At 65.8% G+C, this 19,565-nt stretch carries 21 protein-coding genes; 10 read left to right on the top strand and 11 right to left on the bottom strand.

All coding sequences use genetic code 11. From position 1 onward, the window contains the following. Positions 1–4 precede the first annotated feature (4 nt). The gene (locus NOV65_RS01840; RefSeq protein WP_257303733.1) at positions 5–1,174 is read left to right on the top strand and encodes an acetate/propionate family kinase; all 1,170 of its coding nucleotides are present in this window, start codon (positions 5–7) and stop codon (positions 1,172–1,174) included. 62 nt (positions 1,175–1,236) lie between these two features. Here NOV65_RS01840 and NOV65_RS01835 read toward each other — a convergent pair whose 3' ends face one another. Then, positions 1,237–1,689, bottom strand: a complete 453-nt coding sequence (locus NOV65_RS01835) for a hypothetical protein (RefSeq protein ID WP_257303732.1) — start codon at positions 1,687–1,689, stop codon at positions 1,237–1,239. A gap of 312 nt (positions 1,690–2,001) precedes the next feature. On the opposite strand from NOV65_RS01835, the gene NOV65_RS01830 reads away from it, so the two are divergent. The 6 genes from NOV65_RS01830 (at position 2,002) to NOV65_RS01805 (ending at position 7,464) form a co-directional block, all read left to right on the top strand. Next, the gene (locus tag NOV65_RS01830) at positions 2,002–3,222 is read left to right on the top strand and encodes an efflux RND transporter periplasmic adaptor subunit (RefSeq protein ID WP_257303730.1); all 1,221 of its coding nucleotides are present in this window, start codon (positions 2,002–2,004) and stop codon (positions 3,220–3,222) included. A 108-nt stretch (positions 3,223–3,330) separates the two neighbouring features. Beyond that, a complete protein-coding gene (locus NOV65_RS01825) occupies positions 3,331–4,017 on the top strand; it encodes an ABC transporter ATP-binding protein (protein ID WP_257303728.1) in 687 nt (228 codons plus the stop codon). Next, positions 4,018–5,268, top strand: a complete 1,251-nt coding sequence (locus tag NOV65_RS01820; protein ID WP_257303727.1) for an ABC transporter permease — start codon at positions 4,018–4,020, stop codon at positions 5,266–5,268. It begins immediately after the preceding gene. Then, the gene (locus NOV65_RS01815; RefSeq protein ID WP_257303725.1) at positions 5,261–6,574 is read left to right on the top strand and encodes an ABC transporter permease; all 1,314 of its coding nucleotides are present in this window, start codon (positions 5,261–5,263) and stop codon (positions 6,572–6,574) included. Before NOV65_RS01820 ends, NOV65_RS01815 begins: the two co-directional genes overlap by 8 nt. A gap of 8 nt (positions 6,575–6,582) precedes the next feature. After that, entirely contained in the window at positions 6,583–7,008 is a 426-nt protein-coding gene (gene arfB / locus NOV65_RS01810; protein WP_257303723.1) for an alternative ribosome rescue aminoacyl-tRNA hydrolase ArfB, read from the top strand. Positions 7,009–7,032: 24 nt separating this feature from the next. Then, entirely contained in the window at positions 7,033–7,464 is a 432-nt protein-coding gene (locus tag NOV65_RS01805) for a DUF6526 family protein (protein ID WP_257303720.1), read from the top strand. A 41-nt stretch (positions 7,465–7,505) separates the two neighbouring features. Here NOV65_RS01805 and NOV65_RS01800 read toward each other — a convergent pair whose 3' ends face one another. Both NOV65_RS01800 and NOV65_RS01795 read right to left on the bottom strand, forming a co-directional pair. After that, on the bottom strand, positions 7,506–7,685 hold the full coding sequence (locus tag NOV65_RS01800) for a hypothetical protein (protein WP_257303718.1): 180 nt from the start codon (positions 7,683–7,685) through the stop codon (positions 7,506–7,508). Between the two features lie 129 nt (positions 7,686–7,814). Continuing rightward, positions 7,815–8,699, bottom strand: a complete 885-nt coding sequence (locus tag NOV65_RS01795; RefSeq protein ID WP_257303716.1) for a DUF1684 domain-containing protein — start codon at positions 8,697–8,699, stop codon at positions 7,815–7,817. A 59-nt stretch (positions 8,700–8,758) separates the two neighbouring features. On the opposite strand from NOV65_RS01795, the gene NOV65_RS01790 reads away from it, so the two are divergent. Next, positions 8,759–9,730 (top strand): DUF1028 domain-containing protein, encoded by a 972-nt coding sequence (locus tag NOV65_RS01790; protein ID WP_257303714.1) that lies wholly within the window; start codon positions 8,759–8,761, stop codon positions 9,728–9,730. 3 nt (positions 9,731–9,733) lie between these two features. Here NOV65_RS01790 and lspA read toward each other — a convergent pair whose 3' ends face one another. The 7 genes from lspA to NOV65_RS01755 form a co-directional block, all read right to left on the bottom strand. Further along, the gene (lspA, locus tag NOV65_RS01785) at positions 9,734–10,225 is read right to left on the bottom strand and encodes a signal peptidase II (protein ID WP_257303712.1); all 492 of its coding nucleotides are present in this window, start codon (positions 10,223–10,225) and stop codon (positions 9,734–9,736) included. Beyond that, positions 10,222–12,951: an isoleucine--tRNA ligase gene (ileS, locus tag NOV65_RS01780; protein ID WP_257303711.1), complete on the bottom strand. Its 2,730-nt coding sequence runs from the start codon at positions 12,949–12,951 to the stop codon at positions 10,222–10,224. Before ileS ends, lspA begins: the two co-directional genes overlap by 4 nt. A 260-nt stretch (positions 12,952–13,211) precedes the next feature. Further along, complete coding sequence (gene mscL, locus NOV65_RS01775) at positions 13,212–13,595, bottom strand: large conductance mechanosensitive channel protein MscL (RefSeq protein WP_257303708.1); 384 nt, start codon at positions 13,593–13,595, stop codon at positions 13,212–13,214. Positions 13,596–13,653: 58 nt separating this feature from the next. After that, positions 13,654–14,763: an OmpA family protein gene (locus tag NOV65_RS01770; protein ID WP_257303706.1), complete on the bottom strand. Its 1,110-nt coding sequence runs from the start codon at positions 14,761–14,763 to the stop codon at positions 13,654–13,656. Between the two features lie 343 nt (positions 14,764–15,106). Beyond that, positions 15,107–15,250: a biotin/lipoyl-containing protein gene (locus tag NOV65_RS01765; RefSeq protein ID WP_257303705.1), complete on the bottom strand. Its 144-nt coding sequence runs from the start codon at positions 15,248–15,250 to the stop codon at positions 15,107–15,109. A gap of 10 nt (positions 15,251–15,260) precedes the next feature. Continuing rightward, on the bottom strand, positions 15,261–15,785 hold the full coding sequence (locus tag NOV65_RS15360; RefSeq protein ID WP_306671910.1) for an acyl-CoA carboxylase biotin carboxyl carrier protein subunit: 525 nt from the start codon (positions 15,783–15,785) through the stop codon (positions 15,261–15,263). A 10-nt stretch (positions 15,786–15,795) separates the two neighbouring features. Further along, positions 15,796–17,289, bottom strand: coding sequence for an acetyl-CoA carboxylase biotin carboxylase subunit (locus tag NOV65_RS01755; RefSeq protein WP_257303704.1), 1,494 nt, complete (start codon positions 17,287–17,289; stop codon positions 15,796–15,798). A 178-nt stretch (positions 17,290–17,467) separates the two neighbouring features. Between NOV65_RS01755 and NOV65_RS01750 the strand changes: the two genes are divergently transcribed. Next, complete coding sequence (locus NOV65_RS01750) at positions 17,468–17,911, top strand: hypothetical protein (protein ID WP_257303702.1); 444 nt, start codon at positions 17,468–17,470, stop codon at positions 17,909–17,911. A gap of 17 nt (positions 17,912–17,928) precedes the next feature. Here the strand turns inward: NOV65_RS01750 and coaBC are convergent, their stop codons facing one another. Further along, positions 17,929–19,137, bottom strand: a complete 1,209-nt coding sequence (gene coaBC / locus NOV65_RS01745; RefSeq protein WP_257303701.1) for a bifunctional phosphopantothenoylcysteine decarboxylase/phosphopantothenate--cysteine ligase CoaBC — start codon at positions 19,135–19,137, stop codon at positions 17,929–17,931. Between the two features lie 88 nt (positions 19,138–19,225). Here coaBC and NOV65_RS01740 point away from each other — a divergent pair, with 88 nt between their 5' ends. Continuing rightward, positions 19,226–19,510 (top strand): DNA-directed RNA polymerase subunit omega, encoded by a 285-nt coding sequence (locus NOV65_RS01740; protein WP_243301634.1) that lies wholly within the window; start codon positions 19,226–19,228, stop codon positions 19,508–19,510. Positions 19,511–19,565: the final 55 nt, after the last annotated feature.

The raw sequence follows: 19,565 nt of genomic DNA, 5'->3' as shown, positions 1-19,565 counted from the left end.
TTCTGTGTTCGTTCTCGTTCTGAATGCCGGCTCTTCGAGCCTGAAGTTCAATCTTTTCGACATGGTGAACGAGGCGTCCATCGCCGAGGGCATCGCGGAGCGCATCGGCCTCGCTGATGGCATCCTCGCCTGCACCATCGGTGGGGAGAAGCGCAAGGAGACCCTCCCCCTCCCCACCCACCGGGAGGCCCTGGAGGCCATCCTGGACCGCCTCCACACCAATGTGCTGCACGACACCCCCGTCCACGCCGTGGGCCACCGGGTGGTCCATGGCGGGCCCAAATACGGCGACTCCGTGCTGGTGACGGACGAGGTGCTCCACGACATCGAGGCTTTCGCCATCTATGCGCCGCTCCATAATCCGGCCAACGCCCTGGGCATCCGCGTCGCCCGGGAGACCTTCCCCGATGTGCCCCATGTGGCGGTCTTCGATACGGCCTTCCACCACAACATCCCCGACCACGCCCGCACCTACGGCATCCCCTACGAACTGAGCCAGAAGTACGGCATCCGCCGCTATGGCTTCCACGGCACCAGCCACGCCTTCGTGGCCGCCCGCACGGCCATCCTGCTCTGCCGCCCCCTCCGGTCGCTGAAGGTCATCACCTGCCACATCGGCAACGGCACCAGCATCTGCGCCGTGGGCCAGGGCAGGAGCATGGACACCAGCATGGGCATGACGCCGCTCCAGGGCGTCATCATGGGCACCCGCTGCGGCACCATCGATCCCAGCGTGGTGGAGATGCTCATGGAGCACGAACACCTGGATTACGCGGCCATCACGGACCTGCTGAACAAGAAGTCCGGGCTGCTCGGCATTTCCGGGGTGTCCTCCGATTTCCGCGAGATCGAGCTGGCCGCCGACAGCGGCAATGACCGCGCCCGCCTGGCCCGCGACCTCCTGACCTACAACGTGCGCCAGTTCATCGGCTCCTACGCCACGGTCCTGGATGGTGTCGACGCCATCACCTTCACCGCCGGCATTGGCACCCACAGCACCTATGTCCGCGCCAAGGTCTGCAGCAAGCTGGGCTTCCTGGGCGTCAAGCTGGATCCCGAAGCCAACGAGCACGGCACGGGCGAGCGGATCATCAGCACCCCTGATTCCCGTGTGGTGGTCACCGTCGTGCCCACCAACGAAGAACTGATGATCGCGCGGGAGACCGTGCGGTAGGCTGCTTAACGCCTCACGAAAGCGGCCCCCATCGGGGGCCGCTTTCGTGAGGGTGGAAAGAGCTACTTGCCCTGGGCCTGCAGGCGCTCGCCCTTGTGCTCAAGGTGCTCGCCACGACGTTCCTTGCGCTCCCCTTTCCGCTCGTTCCGCGCCCCGCGCCGCTCTTGCCGGGCGCCTTTGGCCTCCTGGGCCCCGCCCACCGCTTCGCGGCGTTCACCTTTGCGCTCTAGCGCCGCGCCAGCCTTCACATCGCCCTTGGCCTCGAGGGCCTCGCCCCGCTTTTCCATGCGGGCACCCTGGCGTTCTTTCCGTTCTCCCTGACGCTCGTTGCGGGCGCCTCGGCGCTCCTGACGCTCGCCCTTCCGCTCCTGGGCCTCGCCTCGGCGCTCGACGCGCTCTCCCTTCCGCTCCACCTGCTGGCCTGTCGGCGGCGGCACCGGGGTCTGGGCCATGAGGGAGGCGCCGATAAGGCCCGCCGCCACGATAAAGGCCACGCGCTTCTGAAGGTTGGACATGGTGTGCTCCTGGTGCGGCCAGGCCGCGAAGGGGAATCGTCCCAGAACGACCTGATGCCGTCCTCGTGCCAACTCACAACATCATTAGTCCCGAGCAATTGGAGAAGGTTTAACCAACTCGCCGTGGATCGTTGCCTCAGGCCTTGTGGCAGGACGCCACGGCGGCACTCCCCGACAGGCCCGTCCATTGGCCGATTCCCATGTACCAGCGACCGAAGTCAGGAGGGGGCCTGGCCTAAACGGTCTCAGACTTTTCCCCGTAGGCCATTCATCACCCCGGCAAGCCCGGCATCTTTCCCATCAGGGGGTTTCATGAAGAAGCGGTGGGTCATCGTCTCCGTGGCTGGAGCCGCATTGGCGGCCGGCATGTTCTTCACCCTCAAGGGAAGTGATGGCAAGGGCAAGAAGGCCGAGGCCAGCACCCCCTTCCGCCTGGGCAAGGTCCAGGCTGAGGACCTCCAGGTGAGCGTCCGGGAAGTGGGCGTGGTGGATCCCCTCACCAAGGTGGACGTGAAGTCCACGGTGTCCGGGCGCATCGTGGGCCTGAAGGTCCGCGAGGGGGCTACCGTGCGGGCCGGTGCAGTACTGGCCGAAGTGGAGCCGGACGTGAACCAGGCCCAAACGCTGTCCGACGTCCAGGGCAGCGTGTCCCAGGCACGGGTGAGCTTCAAGAATGCCGAACGGGACTTCGCCCAGCAATCCGAACTCTTCAAATCAGGGCTCATTTCCGATCAAGCCTACCGGGGTGCCAAGACCACCCGCGACCTCGCGGAAGAGGCCTACAAGAGCGCCCAGACCCGGTACCAGATCGTTGAGGACCGCGGCATCCCCATCAGCGGCAACGCCTCTACCCAGCTCGCTCGCGTGACGGCGCCCATGAACGGCGTGGTCATCAAGCGTGGTGTGGAATTGGGCGACACCATCACCTCGGGGGTCAGCTCCTTCAATGCCGGCACGGTGGTGTTCACTGTGGCCGACCTGGGCTCGCTCATCGTGAGGGTGAACCTCAACGAAGTGGACATCGCCAAGGTGAAGGTGGGCCAGGCCGTCCGCATCACCCTGGATGCCTATCCGCAGAAGGCCTTCACAGGCAAGGTGCGCTTCGTGGCTCCGGCCGCGGATCTGGTGGAGAAGATCAAGGTCTTCAAGGTGGAGGTGGCCCTGGATGAGCTCACGGAGGCCTTCCGCACGGGCATGAGCGCCAACGTGGAGATCCTTGGCGAGAAGCGGGACAAAGCCGTGAGTGTGCCTCTGGAGTCCCTGCAGCGCCGGGATGGGCAGACCGTGGTCTACCGCCTGAAGGAGAACCTCCTGCCCCAGGACCTCGCCAAGGCCAAGGAAGGCCTCTCGGGTCGCGGCAAATTCATCTGGCTCTCCGACCACTGGAAGGAATACTTCGACGTGGTTCCAGTCAAGGCCGGCATCGCGACCCTCGAGCGCGTGGAGATCCTGTCCGGCCTCAAGGCCAATGACCAGGTGAGCCTCGAAGATCCCAGCAAGAAGAAGGTCGAGAAAGACGATGAAAACAACTGATGCTCCGCGGGGGGACCGCCTGCTCGCTTCGCTCGCGACGTCCCCCCGCACCCCCGCCCTTCGGTCGGCCTCCGCCTCCCTCGGGGCCCTGCTCCACTGAGGAATCGCATGTCCACGATCATCCAGACAGAAGGCCTCACCAAGGTCTATGGCGCCAACGGGGCGGCGGTCCACGCGCTGCGCGGCATCGACCTCACCGTGGGAAAGGGCGAGTTCGTGGCCCTCATCGGCCCTTCCGGCTCGGGCAAGTCCACGCTCATGGCCATCCTGGGCTGCCTGGATCTGCCTTCGACGGGCACCTACACGTTGGATGGCCACCAGGTTCAGGGGCTCTCCGGCGGTGAACTGGCGCGGATCCGCAACGAGAAGGTGGGCTTTGTCTTCCAGAGCTACAACCTGCTGCCCAAGGCCAGCATCGTCCGCAATGTGGAGCTACCCATGCTCTACGCGGGCGTGGGCCGCCGCGAACGGCGCGAACGGGCCATGGCCCTGCTTGAGAAGGTGGGCATCGCCGACAAGGCCGACAAGCTGCCGGGCACGCTCTCCGGCGGCCAGAAGCAGCGCGTGGCCGTGGCCCGGGCCCTGGCCAACGAACCGGCCCTGCTGCTGGCGGATGAACCCACAGGCGCCCTGGATTCCAAGACCGGCGCCGAAGTTCTGGATCTCTTCCGTGAACTCCACCGGCAGGGCAATACCCTGCTGCTCGTGACCCACGATCCCTCCATTGCCGCCCAGGCGGAGCGGCGGGTGGAGATCAGGGATGGTCTGATCGCCCTGACCGAGGGAGTGGCCTAGATGACCACCTCGGGCGCGTTTCGCGAACGGCTGTTCGGGGCCTGGGTGGAGATCCGGGAGAACCTCGGCCGTTCCATCCTGCAGGCTCTGGGGGTGCTGTTGGGGGTCGCCTCCGTGCTGGGCGGCTTCTCCATCTCCGATAGCCAGCGGAAGCGCGCGGATCAGATGTTCGTGAAGATGGGCGGCCTGGACAAGCTGAACATCCAACCGAAAGCCGCCGTGCGCGATGGCCAGCCCACGGCGCTCCAGCAGGCCAACCTGGGCCTGCGCGACGCCGACGCCATCGGCGGCGAGGCCCTGAAGGCGGACGCCATCCAGGGCGTGAGCCGGCAGAAGAACGCCCGGTCCCGGGTGGTCTCGGCCTACGGGGACCAGGACCGCCAGATCAGCGGAATCGGCGGCGATTTCATTCCGGCCAACGGCTATGCCGTGGCTCAGGGTCGCGGCTTCTCCGCCACGGAGATGGATACGGGCGCCCCCGTCGTCATCCTCGGTACTGAGGCGGCGCAGACCTTCTTCCCCAAGGGCGATGCCGTGGGCCAGACCTTGCGGATCGGGGCCATCCCCGTCACGGTCATCGGCGCCTTCGAGGAGCGCGTCTTCCGGTTCCGGGAGGGCCAGCGCAACCAGTTCTGGTGGCGGAACCGCATCATCGCCGTGCCCGCGAACCTGGTGCAACGCCGCATGAACGGGGACGCCTACCGACGGGTGGACCGCGTCAGCTTTCGCATCCCCGACATGGCCGTGATGGGTGCCTTCGCGAAGCAGCTCTCCGATCTGGTGAAAGCCAACCACCGGCTCCAGGAGGACTTCCGCCTGGACGATGTGGCCGCCCGCATCCGCCGTCGCAACAGCCAGGGCGATGTCTACGACATCATCTTCATGCTCTCGGGCGTGCTGGCCCTGGTGGGCGGCGGCATCGTGAACGTGAACATCCAGATGGCCGGCCTCAAGGAACGTGTTCGCGAGGTAGGCGTGAAGATGGCCCTTGGCGCCTCTGGCCGCGAGATCTTCAAGGGCTTCATGACCGAGGCGCTCCTGCTTACGGCCCTAGGGAGCCTGGCCGGACTGGTACTGGGCATCGGCTTCTCCTGGATCATCACCAAGAGCCTCGGCATCCCCCTCTATATGACGCCGGCCAGCTTCGTCTGGGCCTATGGTCTGGCGGCGGCCTTCGGCTTCCTCTTCGCGCTCTATCCAGCCTGGAAAGCCTCGCGCCTGTCTCCCATGGAGGCTCTCAGATATGAGTGACGAGGCCATTCTCCCCCGTTCCCCCGGCCCTTCCCTGCTGGACGGAGAAGCTCCCGCGCCGCGAGCCAAGACGCGCGGCTTCAGCCCAGCCATGCTCTGGGAAGTGGTCCGCACGGGCCTGGTGGAGTTGTGGGCCCACAAGGTCCGGAGCATCCTCACCCTCACCCTCCTCATGCTGGGCGTATTCGCCCTCGTGGTGATGACCTCGGTGCTCGATGGCGTCATGGACAAGGTCAGTACCGGTTTCGCAGGCATGAGCTGGGACGGCACCGTGCGCATCGCCCCGAAGACGGCGGAAACGGCCGAGGAACGCAGCCGCTTTGTGATGAGCCCAGGCCTGCGCCAGGAGGACCTGTCGCGCCTCACTGCCCCCCATCCCAAGGTGCTCGCCTTCCTCCCCAGATCCCAGCGCACCTCCTCGGTCCGTGTGACCGGTGATACCGAACGCATCTTCGTCACCGGTGTCACCCCCGACTACGCCGTCTGGATGAACCGGCCCATCGGCCTGGGCCGGGGACTCACCGAAGATGACCAGCGGCGGCGGTCCACGGTGGCCGTCGTGGGCGCCACCCTCGCCGCAAAGCTCTTCGGGGGCGCCGATCCTGTGGGCCGCGACCTGGTGGTGGAGGGCGTACCCTTCCGCATCGTGGGCGTCCAGGCCCCGGGCCAGATCTTCAATGAGGAGAACTACACGGATGCCAACGGCATCCTCATCCCGCTGGAAGCCTACATGGACCGCATGGATCCCGCCCACAAGCTGGCCCAGATCACGGTGAAACTCCGCCGCACCGAGGATCTCGGCGAGGTTTCGGCCATGCTCCTCAGCCGCATCCGCCAGGCCCACCATGGCATCGAGGACGCCGAGGTGGTGGATCTGGACGCCGAGGCCGCGAAGAGCTACCAGAACTTCCTGGAGCAGATGCACGGATGGAAGGTGGTGCTGCTCAGCTTGGCCGGCACGGTGCTACTGGTGGGGGGCGTGGGCGTGCTGTCCGTCATGCTAATCAGCTTCAGCGACCGTCGCTTCGAGATCGGTCTGCGCAAGGCCCTGGGCGCCTCCGACCACGAGATCTTCATCCAGTTCCTGCTGGAGGCGGTGGTGCTGGCGGCCATCGGGGCCCTGCTGGGTACCCTCTCGGGGGGCCTGCTGTGCCAAGCCCTCTCCGCCAGCTTCCCCTACGGACTGGTGGTGAATCCCATCGGCCTGATCACCGCCTGGATCGTGGCCCTGACCCTGGCTGTGGTCTTCGGCCTCTATCCCGCCTTCCGCGCCATGCGCCTGAGTCCCATGGAGGCGATGCGGTAGGATTCCGCATGGCCGATCCCATCCCAGTCACCGCTTCCGTCCGCATCCCCGGCGATGCCATCCGCTTCAAGGCGGTGCGAGCTGGCGGCGCGGGCGGGCAGAACGTGAACAAGGTGTCCTCCAAGGTGGAGCTGCGCATCGATCTGGCCGCCATCGAGGGCCTCCCGGAGGATGCCCTGGTGCGGCTGAGGGTGACCCAGCGCAACCGTCTGGATGCCGAGGGGCTCTGGATCGTCATCAGCGACCGCACCCGGGACCAGCTCAAGAACCTGGAGGATGCCCGGGAGAAGGCCGCCGAGGCTGTGCGCGCCGCCTTGGTGCGGCCCATCCCCCGCCGGGCCACCCGCCCCACGAAGGCCTCCAAGGAACGGCGCCTGGAAGCCAAGAAGCGATCTTCCGACATCAAGCGGCGGCGCAGCGGGCCCCTGGAGTAACCTGGATCGTCCCCTGGAGATCCCATGTCCGCACCCCAGACCTACGCGACCCATCGTCGCTTCGAGCCTCTTCACCACTTCATCCTGCTTCCCTTCTTCCTGATCACCGCCGTCGCCACGATCTACACGTTCGTCCGCCGCCCCGCCCTGGCTACCTTCTGGATCGCCCTCCTGGCCCTGGCAGTACTCGCCCTGGCAGTGCAGGTCCGTGTCTACGCCCTCAAGGTCCAGGACCGCCTCATCCGCCTGGAGGAGCAGCTGCGCCTCGCGCGCCTCCTGCCCGAGGATTTGAAGGCCCGCATCCCCGAGTTGACCGTCAAGCAGCTTGTGGGACTGCGCTTCGCCGCCGATTCAGAAGTCGCCGAACGAGTGCGGGAAGCCTTCCAGGAAAACCTGGATGGCGAAGCCATCAAGAAGCGCATCAAGATTTGGCGGCCCGACGAATTCCGGGTCTGACTTACGAGGGCGGCCCGGACCAGGGCGGTGCGATCCGGCAACTAGCGAAGAAGTTCTTCACGCATGACTTCGGCGATCTGGTTGGCCGCCTCTGAGCCGGCCTGATCGCCCGAGATACAGCGTGCGCGTTGGACCCGCTGCGCGATGGCAATGCAGGCCTCGACGGTCACCTTCTCGACCACCTTGGCTGGTGCTTTGGCATGGGTGTTTCCGGGCGGCATGGTTCCTCCGGACTGTTTATTGGGTGTCTGAGCAGATGGTAACGTTCCCACCGGAACAATCAATGCATCTATTTTCCTGCTTCAGCCCCCACCATAGGATCTACCGGCCCGGATACAGATCGGGCAGATTCAATGCTGGCCATAGTCTTTTTCACCTGCCCGGACCGCGATGCGAAGGTCGTTGCGCTTCGGCGGCAAGGGGCAGGTGGCGAAATGGGAGAACGCGCAGGGCGGGTTGTAGGCGCGGTTGAAATCCAGGATCACCTTCCCGTCCTTGGGCATGGCGGCATAGAGGAAGCGCCCGGCCGGATAGGTCTCCTTCCCGCTGGAGGCGTCGCGGAAGATGATGAAGAGCTCCGGATGGGCCGGGTCCTCGATGAGGGGTTCCAGGGTGACCGTGCGGCCCTTGAGCTTGAAGCGCAGCAGCCCTGGTGCAGTCATGGATTCGGAAGTGCCCAGCACCGTGGGGATGGCCCGGGTCTGTGGCGTGGGATATGGGATATAGGCCGCCTCCACCCGCCAGGCGGGGTCCACCGGGAAGCGCGCTACGCCATGGAAAGCCTTGCGGGTCGGAGCTTCTGGATCCTTCATGCGGATGCCGAAGCGGCTGCCCCGGCGGATGACATAGAACGTGATCCGGCCGGCCCGCAGCAGATCCGGCTGGCCGTCCGCATCCGTCTTCAGCGTGGCTTCCGCCACGACCTGTCCATTCACGAGGATTCCGCTGCCTGTGACGAGATGGATCCGCACCGTACTCCCTTCGACCATGAAGGTGCCCGCCTGGGCAGGAGCAGCCCCCTCGGGCAGCAGAACGGTCGAGCCGGAGGCCGTGCCCAGCGTGTTCTCTCCGGGTTTGAGCCAGTCCAGCCCCACCAGGCTCAGCCAGCCGTCTTCGGCGGCCAGCCGGGCCGTGCGTTCCGCGTGCCAGGCATCCACGGACTTCACATAGGCTTCCCGCGGTGGCACCGCGCCGAGCAGGAGGCAGGAGACGGCAGGGAGCAGGAGGCGTCGCATGCCGGTCATCGTACCAGCCGGGAGTAGGATGGGGGGCACATCCACTCGCCGGAGTTCCCATGCGTCTGCTTGCCCTCACGCTCCTGTCGCTGGCCCTGCCCCTGCGAGCCGGCGAGGTTCCGCGCCGTCCGGTCCATACCTACTCCATCGTGGCGCGGGACACCGCCACGGGCGACCTGGGGGTGGCGGTGCAGAGCCACTGGTTCTCCGTGGGCGCCGCCGTGCCCTGGGCGGAGCCGGGCGTGGGCGCCGTGGCCACCCAGAGCTTTACCGAGCCCAGCTACGGGGCCCTCGGGCTCGCCCTCATGAAGGCGGGCAAACCCGCGCCGGAAGCTCTGAAAGCGCTCCTGGCGGCGGATCCGGACCGCGAGGTGCGCCAGGTGGCCATGGTGGATGCCCAGGGTCGCGCCGCGGCCCACACGGGCGCCAAATGCATCCAGGCTGCCGGGCATGAGGTAGGCGAAGGCTTCACCGTGGAGGCCAACCTCATGGACAAGGCCACGGTCTGGCCAGCCATGGCCAAGGCCTTCCGCACCGCCCAGGGCGACTTGGCGGACCGTCTGCTGGCAGCCCTTCGAGCCGCCCAGGCGGAGGGCGGGGATATCCGCGGCCAGCAGAGCGCGGCCATCCTCATCGTGAAGGGCAAGCCCTCCGGCCAACCCTGGAACGACCGTCTCTTCGACCTGCGCGTGGAGGACAACCCGGATCCCCTGAAGGAGCTGGGCCGCCTCGTCCAGCTGCGCCGAGCGTATCGCCTGATGGATGAAGGCGACGGGTTCGTCACTGCCGCCAAGTGGCCCGAGGCCAAGGCCGCCTATGCCGCGGCGGCCAAGCTGGCCCCTGGCATCTGGGAAATGCCGTTCTGGCAAGCCGTGGCCCTGGCCTCCAGCGGCAAACGCGACGAGGCCCTGCCCATCTTCAAGCAGGTCTTCGCCGCCGAGCCGTTCTGGAAGCGCCTCATCCCCAGGCTCGCCGATGTGGATCAGCTGCCCAAGGATCCCGCGTTGCTCAAGGCCATCGAGGCGCAGTAGGCCCTATCCATTCGCCTGGGGATCCACCGCCTTCGGCGCCAGCAGCATCCGCAATCCATAGAGGACAGCGCCAATGAGGATGAAGCTGTCGGCCAGGTTGAAGGTCCAGTAGTGCCAGGTGCCGAAGATGAAGTCGAGGAAGTCCACCACGGCGCCGCGGACCAGCCGGTCAATGCCATTGCCGAGCGCCCCGCCAAGGATGAGGCCCAGGGCCACCCGGTCCCAGGTAGAGGTCGTCTTCGCCAGAAAGAGCCGGCCAAAATAGAACAGCGCCGCCAGACCGGCCAGACCGAACACCGCGAACCGGGCCATCTCCGGCAGCCAGGTGAGGCTGCCGAAAATGGCGCCGCGGTTGAAGCCCAGGGTCAGGTAGAAGAACCCTTTGATGACAGGCAGGGATTCGTTTTCACCCAGCGTCCGCAGGATCCAGCTCTTGGAGCCGAGATCCACGGCGAGGGCGGTGGCGGGTAGCAGCAGCCAGAGGAATCGTTTCACTCGGCCACCACCGTCGCACAGCGGATGCATAGCGCCGCGTCCTCACCCTTCCCGTGCCCGCCCTTGCGGTTCCAGCAGCGGGGGCACTTGGTGCCCTGATGGGTGGTGACGGCGACGAGGGGCGCGGCGGCGCTCGAATTTGCGGTTCGAGCGAGGGAAGAAACCACCAACAGGTCGTCCAGGGATTCGCCGAGACCATCCAACAGGTCCCAGTCCGCCGGACTCAAAGTGATCTTCACCGCCGCATCTAGGCTCGTGCCAATGGTCTTGGCGGCGCGATGGGGCTCCATGGCGGCCTGCACGGCTTCGCGCACCTCCCACAGCCTCTCCCATTTCGGATCGGCGACGGGGGCGTCGCGTTCGGGGAACCGCTGCTCGTGCACGCTGCCGGAACAGCCCGGGATCTGCTCCCAGGCCTCGTCCGCGGTGAAGCTCATGACGGGGGCCAGCAGGGTGCAGAGGCCCTGGGCCAGCTCCCAGCAGGCCTGGCGGCAACTGCGGCGGCGGGGGGAATCCAGCGCGTCGCAGTAGAGGCGATCCTTGATGATCTCGAAGTACCGGCCCGAGAGTTCGAGCTGACAGAAGCCCAGGAGGGCCTGGGTGGCGCGGAGGAACTCGAACCGGGTGTAGGCGTCGCGCACCTCCTGGGCCATGCGGCCGAAGGCGTCCAGGACCCAGCGGTCCAGGGGTGCCAGGTCCCCAGGCGCCACCATATCTTTCGTAGGGTCGAAGTCCGCCAGGGCCCCCAACAGGAAGCGCAAGGTATTGCGGGTCTTGCGATAGGCGTCGGCGCCGCGGTCGAGGATCTCCTTCGAGATGCGGATGTCTTCGCTGTAGTCGCTGCTGGCAGCCCACCAACGCAGGATGTCCGCGCCCAGGGTCTTGAGGATCTCCTCGGGCGTGATGACGTTCCCAAGGCTCTTGGACATCTTCTGGCCCTTGCCATCCAGCACGAAGCCATGGGTGACGACCTGCTTATAGGGCTTGGTGCCGGTGGCCGCGAGATTGAACAGCAGCGAGCTGTGGAACCAGCCCCGGTGCTGATCCGAGCCTTCCAGGTAGATGAACTGGCTGTAGTCATCCCGGTTCAGCTCCGGGTGGGACTCGCACACCACCGAGGCGCTGACGCCGGAATCGATCCAGACATCGAGGATGTCCGTCTCTTTCTGGAAGGCTGTGGATCCGCACTTGCACCGCGCCCCAGCGGGCAACAGAACCTCGACGGACAGCTCGGACCAGGCTTCGATGCCACCCTGCTCGATGGCTGCAGCCGCCTTCTCGAAAATGGAGTCGGCCACCAAGGGCTCGCCGCAGGCCTCGCAGCGGAGCACGGTGATGGGGGTGCCCCAGGCGCGCTGGCGGCTGATGCACCAATCGGGGCGGCCGGAGATCATGGCGTAGATGCGGTTCTGGCCCTGGGCGGGCACCCACTGGGTCTGCTCCACGCCCTCGAGGCCAAGCTCCCGCAGGCTGCGGCCCTTCCCGGCCAGCTCCGAATCCATGGTGATGAACCACTGTTCGGTGGCGCGGAAGAGGATGGGGGTCTTGGTGCGCCAGCAGTGGGGATAGCTGTGGGTGAGGCTCTCCTCGTGGAGGAGCGCCCCGATGCGGCGGAGCCTGTCCACCACCAGGGGATTGCACTCGAAGATGTTCTTCCCTTCCAGCTCGGGATCGTTCACGACCGGCAGGAACTTGCCATCGGGCCCCACGAGTTGGAGCAGGCCCAGATGATGGGCCAGGTTGAAGTCGTCCACACCGTGATCCGGTGCGGTATGCACCAGGCCCGTGCCCGTGTCGGCGGTCACGTAGTCACCCAGCAGCACCGGACTGTCCCGATCGATCCAGGGGTGACGCGCCACGAGGGTCTGGAATTCCTTCCCCTTGCGGATCTCCACGGTATGCAGGGCCTGTCCGAGCTTCTTCGCGAAGTCTTCCCGGAGCGTCACCGCCACAATGTAATGGCGTCCGTCCGCACGAACCACCGCGTACTCCAGGTCCGGGTGCATGGCCACGGCCAGGTTGCTGGGCAAGGTCCAGGGCGTGGTGGTCCAGATGGGGAGGAACAAGGGCGTGGGCAGTTCCATGTGCTTCGCGGCAGCGTCGGTCACCGGGAAGGCCACCGTGATGGCGGGGCTGGTCCTGTCGGCGTACTCGACCTCGGCTTCGGCCAGGGCCGTGCGGGCGCCGTAGCTCCAGTGGACGACCTTGAGCTTGCGGGTGACGGAGCCGCTCTCGAAGAGCTTGGCCAGATGGCGCACCGTTTCTGCCTCGTAGCGGGGATCCATGGTCACGTAGGGCTGTTCCCAGGCCCCCAGCACACCCAGGCGCTGGAAGGCCGTGCGCTGGGTGTCGATCCATTTCTGGGCGTAGGCGCGGCATTTCTGGAGGAACTCGGCGCGGCTCAGCTCCCGGCGCTTGGGCCCCAGGTCCTTCTCCACCGCGTGCTCGATGGGCAGGCCGTGGCAGTCCCAGCCCGGCACGTAGGGCGATTCGTAGCCCTCCATCCAGCGGGACTTCACCACCACGTCCTTGAGGATTTTGTTGAGGGCGTGGCCCATGTGGATGGCGCCGTTGGCGTACGGCGGGCCATCGTGCAGCACTTCGCGCCCCCTGCCCTTCCCGGCGGCGTTGTCGGCCTTGCGCTTCGCCTCGATGCGGGCGTAAAGGCCTTCGGCCTTCCAGCGCTCCAGGCGCTTGGGCTCCCGTTGCGGCAGGTCGGCCTTCATGGGGAAATCGGTCTTCGGGAGGAAGACAGAATATTTCCTCCCGGCAATCGCCTTCGGCGATTCCGGGGCAGGTTCGCCCTGATTCCTTCCATCCGGAAATGGCATGCTGACCGGAGCTTGCTCGCTCATCGGCGCCCTCGTGCGTCGGAGGAGCGCACCCGAGCGCCCCTGAGGTTGAACCTTCAGTTCAGCACGGAAGGGCCTTTCTTCACAAGAGAAAGGGCCCGGAAGCCGGGCCCTTTCCGATCCTCATGGCATCCCTACAACTGGCTCGTGCAGTGCTTGCAACGGGTGGCCTTGAGGGGTACCTGCTCCAGGCAGGCCGGGCACTCCTTGGTGGTAGGGGCGGTGGCTTCCTTCTTCACGAACTTGCCCAGGAACTTGATCAACACGAGGAAAATCACCAGGGCGATGATCAGGAAGTTCACGGTGGCGCCCAGCACCGCACCGATGCGGAACTTGCCCAGGACCCACTCCTCCCACTTGATGTTGGCGGGGAGAACATAGGTCACCAGGGGCATCACGATGCCATCCACGAAGGCCGTGATGATCTTCCCGAAGGCGCCACCCACGACCACGGCGATGGCCAGGTCGACTACGTTGCCCTTCATGATGAAGGTCTTGAACTCGTCTTTCATGGACATGGCGTGGCTCCGGAGTCAATGGGGCGGAGGCCCGCGAAGGCCCCCGCCCTGTCTGAGGCTACTTCTTCGGGGTCGTGTCCACGGTCTCGGTGGTGATCTTGCGGACCTCGGCCTTGCCGTCCTTGGTCTTCACGTCGATCTCGACACGGCGGTTCTTCGCCTGGCCTTCCTTGGTCTTGTTGTCGGCGATGGGCTTGTCGGGACCGACGCCCACTGAGGTGACCTTGGCGGCGGGGATGCCCGAATCCACCAGGACCTTGGCCACGGCTTCAGCACGTGCCTTGGAGATCTTCTTGTTCACGGCCTTGCTGCCGGTGGAGGAGGTGTGGCCGCTGACTTCCAGCGTGTAGTCGCCAGGATAGGCCTTCAGGCTGTCCGCCACCTTGCGGATGGCCGCGGTCGCATCGGGGCCGAGGTCGGCCTTGCCGTTGGCGAAGTGAAGCACGGCCTCATCCAGGACGATCTTGGCCGGGGGCGGCGGCACGGGCTTGACCACTTCCTTGGGCGGCTCGGGAGCCGGCGGTGGCGGCGGAGGAGGAGCCACGGGCTCAGGCTTGGGCTCGGGCTTCGGCTCGGGGGCCGGCGGTGGGGGAGGCGGCGGCGGCGCCGGGGCAGCCTTCTTGCCGCCACCCCAGGTGTAGCCGAGGCCCAGCGTGGCCAGGTACTCCATGCGGGACTTGGGGAGCTCGACACTCACGGCCTTCGCGCTCAGATCCATCATGAAGTGGTCGGCCAGCCGGCCCATCACGCCGATGCCACCGTGGAAGTTGAAGCGGGTGGTCTCCTTCCCGCTGGGGGAATAGTTCTTGTCGACGTTCGTCCCACCCAGGCCAGCGGCCAAGTAGGGGTACCAGTTGTCGGCGCCGGGCCTGAAGTTGAACAGGCCTGAGAGAAGGAGGTGAGTCTCACTGCCCGTGGGGGCGCCGGGGATCTTGTCGGCCTTTATGTCATTGTGCAGCGCCCGCAGGTCGACGCCCCAGCGGTCGGTGTACCAGTGACCCACGCCGAGACCGTAGTGGAGTTCGTCCTTCAGGTCGATGGAGGTTCCGAAGTTCTTGTCCTTGTCGAACATCGTCTGGCCCACGTGACCCATCACCCAGGCCTGACCCTGCTGGGCGGACAGGGACAGGGCAGTCCCTGCCAGGAGGAAAAGGAGCGTTTTTTTCATGCTACCTCCGCTTATTGTGATTCACATCACGCCACAAACTAGTCCTGGAACACAGTTACGTTCAACAAAAAAAGGTTCCAATCTTTTTTTTATGGCCCTCAACCATCAAAATATCACCTCACGAGTTGATGTGAATTAATCGACCATCATCACACCTAAATCGGTTGAATATCGGTCAAACCTGCCTTGAACTTCAAGCAGACTGAAGGTTGTTGGCATTCAGCACTGACCTTCGGTAGGCCAACCCACCCTAGACCCTTGGGTTTAATGTGTTCTCGCAAGAAGGTAGGTCCAGGTTGTCCTGGTGACGGTGCCCCTTCCCACCGCTTGCGGGACCTCAGCTTCAGGCCTCGGGCGCTACGGTGATGAGCGACGCCCCTGTCTCCACGGTGGCACCCTCCTGCACATGCACGGTCGCCACGGTTCCGGTGGTGCTGGTCTTCAACTCGTTCTGCATCTTCTTGGTATCGCCTTTGGCGATACGCAAGGCCTCCTCTTCAGGCTTCAGGCGCCACGACGGTGATCAGCGACGCCCCTGTCTCCACGGTGGCGCCCTCCTGCACATGCACGGTTGCCACGGTTCCGGTGGTGCTGGTCTTCAACTCGTTCTGCATCTTCATCGCTTCCATGACGAGGAGGGTCTGGCCTTCCTGGACCGCGTCGCCGGGTTTCACGAGCAGCTTCACGATCTTGCCGGGCATGGGTGACAACAGCAGCCCACCCCCGGCTCCCGCGCCGCCGGCACCGGCCAGCAGGGCTCTCCGGGGATCCACCAGGGCGAACTCGTAGGCACCGTCGTAGAGCATGGCGCGGTAGGCGTGCGCCTCCGGATCCGGTGACTTGGCCTGGTCCAGACGAACCTCCACGGAGCGGCCATCCAGAAGGATCGAGTAGCAGCCGGGTTCCAGCTCGAGGATGTCGATGGGGTGGCTCTGTCCCTCCCAGACCAGTGTGGTGGCGCCGTCCTGGCGGAGGAGTTCCACCTCGTGGGAGTCCTTGCCGATGAGAAGGGTGCGTTTCATCTGATCCTCCCTACAACCGGTTGAACCGGCCCCAATGCCTCCAGGCATCGGGTTTCCCATCGGCGCTGGCCGCAGGCTGGGCGGCCCGGCGCTGTTCGGTTTCGAGTTCATGCAGCAGAGCGGCGGCCACCGCGAATTTCAGGTCGGGGCCTTGTTGCTTCTTCTTCCAGAAGGGCTTGTCGAGCATGCCGGTGTGGAGCGCCCCCTCGCGGAAGGGTCCGTGTTCCATCAGAGCTTCATGGAAGGCGATGTTGTGGCGGATGCCCCCGATGCGGTACTCGCCCAGGGCCGCGCGCATGCGCTCGATGGCCTCCAGACGCGTAGGCCCCCAGGTGCTCAGCTTGCTGATCATGGGGTCGTAGAACATGGGCACCTCGGCGCCCTCGTACACGCCGCCATCGTCGCGTACGTTGCGTCCGCTGGGTGTGCGCAGGAAGGTGATCTTCCCGGGGCTGGGCATGAAGTTCTTGTCCGGATCCTCGGCGTAGACGCGACACTCGATGGCCCAGCCGTTGAGGGGAATCTCCTCCTGGGTCATGGGCAGCTTCTCGCCCTGGGCCACGAGGATCTGCCACTTCACGAGGTCGAGACCCGTGATCCATTCCGTGACGGGATGCTCCACCTGCAGGCGGGTGTTCAATTCCAGGAAATAGAAGTTGCGGTCGGCGTCCGCCAGGAACTCGACTGTCCCCGCACCCACATAATCCACAGCCTTGGCCACCTTCAGGGCCGCCTCGCCCATGGCCTTGCGCATCTCAGGCGTCACGTGGGGGCTGGGGGCTTCCTCGATCACCTTCTGGTGGCGGCGTTGCACGGAACATTCCCGCTCGTGCAGATAGACATGGTTGCCGTGAGTGTCCCCGAAGATCTGGATCTCGATGTGGCGCGGCTGGACGATGGCCTTCTCCACGTACACGCTGTCGTCGCCGAAGGAGGACAGGGCCTCGCCCCGGGCCCGGGCCAGGGAGGAGGTGAATTCCTCAGCCTTGTGCACCAGCCGCATGCCCTTGCCGCCCCCGCCCATGGCGGCCTTGAGCATCACCGGGAAGCCGATCTTCTGGGAGGCCACGAGCAGTTCTTCGTCGGCCATGGTTTCCTGGATGCCCGGTACCACGGGACAGCCCGCCTGAATGGCTACGACTCGGGCGGCGGTCTTGGAGCCCATGCTCTCGATGGATTCGGGCCGTGGTCCGATAAAAGTGATGCCCGCAACCTCAAACGCCCGCGCCGCCTCCGCGTTCTCGGACAGGAAGCCATAGCCCGGATGCACAGCGTCCGCGCCGCTGCGCCTGCAGACATCGATGATCTTCTCCAGCACCAGGTAGCTCTCCCGGGCCGCGGCGGGCCCGATGCAGTAGGCCTCGTCCGCCATCCGCACGTGCAGCGCCCCCCGGTCGGCCTCGGAATAGACCGCCACGGTCGGAATGCCCATTTCCCTGCAGGTGCGGATCACGCGAACTGCAATTTCCCCGCGGTTCGCAATGAGGATCTTGGTCACGGGCATGGCTTAACCCCTCTCGTTCGCATTGGACCACTGGCCTGCGCGGGGACCTGACCCCGATCGCTTCGCTCCCGCTCCCTCACTCCGCTCGCTCGCGGAGGGGTCATCGTCCCCGCGGTTCGCAATGAGGATCTTGGTCACGGGCATGGTTGGACCTCGGAATCGGGCATGATGGATGGCGATGCGATCCCTCAGACTAGCAAACCCGCTGCTCGCCATCACGCTCAGCTTCCTGGCAGTCCACTGCGGGCGGAAGGGTGATCCCATCCCGCGCCCTCGGGCGGCGGCCCAGGCCATGGAAGCCCGGCTGGAAGGGTTGCGGAAGATCAGGCTGGTGCTGCCCTCCACGGACGTGAATGGGACGACCCTTGCGGGCGTCGAGTCTTTGCGGGTGCTCTACTTGCCCCTGGGCCTCACCAAGCCCTCCGCCGAGGAGGTGTTCAGTCGGGGCGAAGTGGTGCTGGAACGCCGGCGCCCGGATCTGCCGGGGCCAGGCGAGACCCTCGTCATGGACCTGAAGTCCCTCCAGCGACCGCCGGGCTGGATCGTCGTCGTGGCGGTGCGCCTGGGTGAGGTTCCTGGACGGCCCAGCGAGGTGCTGCCCTGGATGGATCCGGCCCTCTGAGGAGGGCCGCGCCACAACTATTGAACGGTGCCCCGGGCCTCCAGTTGGTGGCCCCACCAATGCACCACCGCCCGGGCGAGCTCGTCCTTGGGCAGGGGCCCGATGGGAGCCTGGGGCCCCTGCGCGAGGATGGGTGTCAAGGTGTTGGCCTGGGCTCCGAAGGCCCGGCCGCCTTGGATATCATTGACCAGGACCGCATCAAGGCCCTTGTTCTGGAGTTTGGCCGACGCGTGGGCCAGATGGTTCTCACTCTCGGCAGCGAACCCCAGGATCCATTGGCCCGGCCGCCTGGCCGCGGACAGCGTGGCGAGGATATCCGGCGTACGGACCAAGACCATGGTCTCCGGTCTCTCACCCTTCTTCACCTTCTCCGCGGCAAAGGTCTCCGGCCGCTGGTCGGCCACCGCTGCCGCCCCCACCAGGCCATCGGCGGAGGCCCAGCGGGCCTCGCAGGCGGACAGCATATCCAGGGCGCTACGGACGCGGACGGTCTCCACGCCCCAGGGCGCCGGAAGGTCCCCGCCCAGCACCAATTGCACGTGTGCGCCCGCGTCGCGGAAGGCCCGGGCCAGCTCGATGCCCATCGCGCCGGTGCTCCGGTTGGTGAGGGTGCGGACGGGGTCCAGGTCTTCCCGGGTCGGCCCGGAGGTGATGAGAACGCGTTTACCGATCAGGCTGCTGAGCTTCGGCGCGCCGTGCATCAGAATGGCTTCGGCGATGGCAGCCACCTGGGCGAGCTTGCCCGAGCCTTCCTCCCCGCAGGCCAGGATGCCGTCATCCGGATCCACGACGGAGTGCCCGAAGGAGCGCAACCGGGCGAGATTGGCCTGGACGGCCGGATGCGCCCACATCCCGGTGTTCATGGCGGGGGCCCACAGGATCGGGGCCCGGGTGGCCAGCAGCACCGTGCTGAGTAGATCCGAGGCCAAACCGTTGGCAGCCTTCCCGATGATGTCGGCCGTGGCGGGCACCACCGCCACCAGGTCCGCCCAGCGGGCCAGCTCGATATGCTCGATGCTCGGGTTGGCGCGCCACTCGCCCTGGTCGGGGTTGGAGCCATAACAGGGCTCAGCGGTCAGGCTGCTGAGGGTGAGGGGGGTGATGAACCGTGCGCCCGCCTCGGTGAGGATGCAGCGGACCCGGTGGCCGTCGTTGGCCAGCAACCGGGCCAGATCGGCAGACTTGTAGGCGGCGATGCCGCCGGGGATGCCGAGGATGATCTGCATCGAGGGGACTCCTGGAACCCCCCATCCTACTCCAGGAGCATTGCTCAAATTCCTGACAGGTGTTATGCTTCCTGGTTCGGAGTGGCCCATGACCCAACGCACCATCGTCCGTGTTCCAGAAGAAATCGCCAACAAGTACCGCTTCGTCGTCGTGGCAGGCAAGCGCTGCGATCAGCTTCAGCGCGGTGCCTTCCCCAAAGTTGAAGTGGTCGTTCCCGTCAACAAGCACGGCCAGGCCCAGGATGCCCCCAAGCTCGCTTCGTTCTGGGGCCAGGTGGCCATGGCCGAGGTCGAGGAGAATCGCATCGCCTTCGAGGAGGCTGAGATCATCACCATCGAAGACACGACGGTGGTTCCCATCTCCGGCGAGTAAGCTCAGGCTGTCTTGAAAGAGCCCCCAAGCGGGGGCTTTTTCATGGCTGAAACAG

Origin of the sequence: Geothrix campi, assembly GCF_024609265.1 — a bacterium.
In the GTDB taxonomy this organism is placed as follows: Bacteria; Acidobacteriota; Holophagae; order Holophagales; family Holophagaceae; genus Geothrix; species Geothrix campi.
This window is presented reverse-complemented; position numbering and strand designations above follow the sequence as displayed.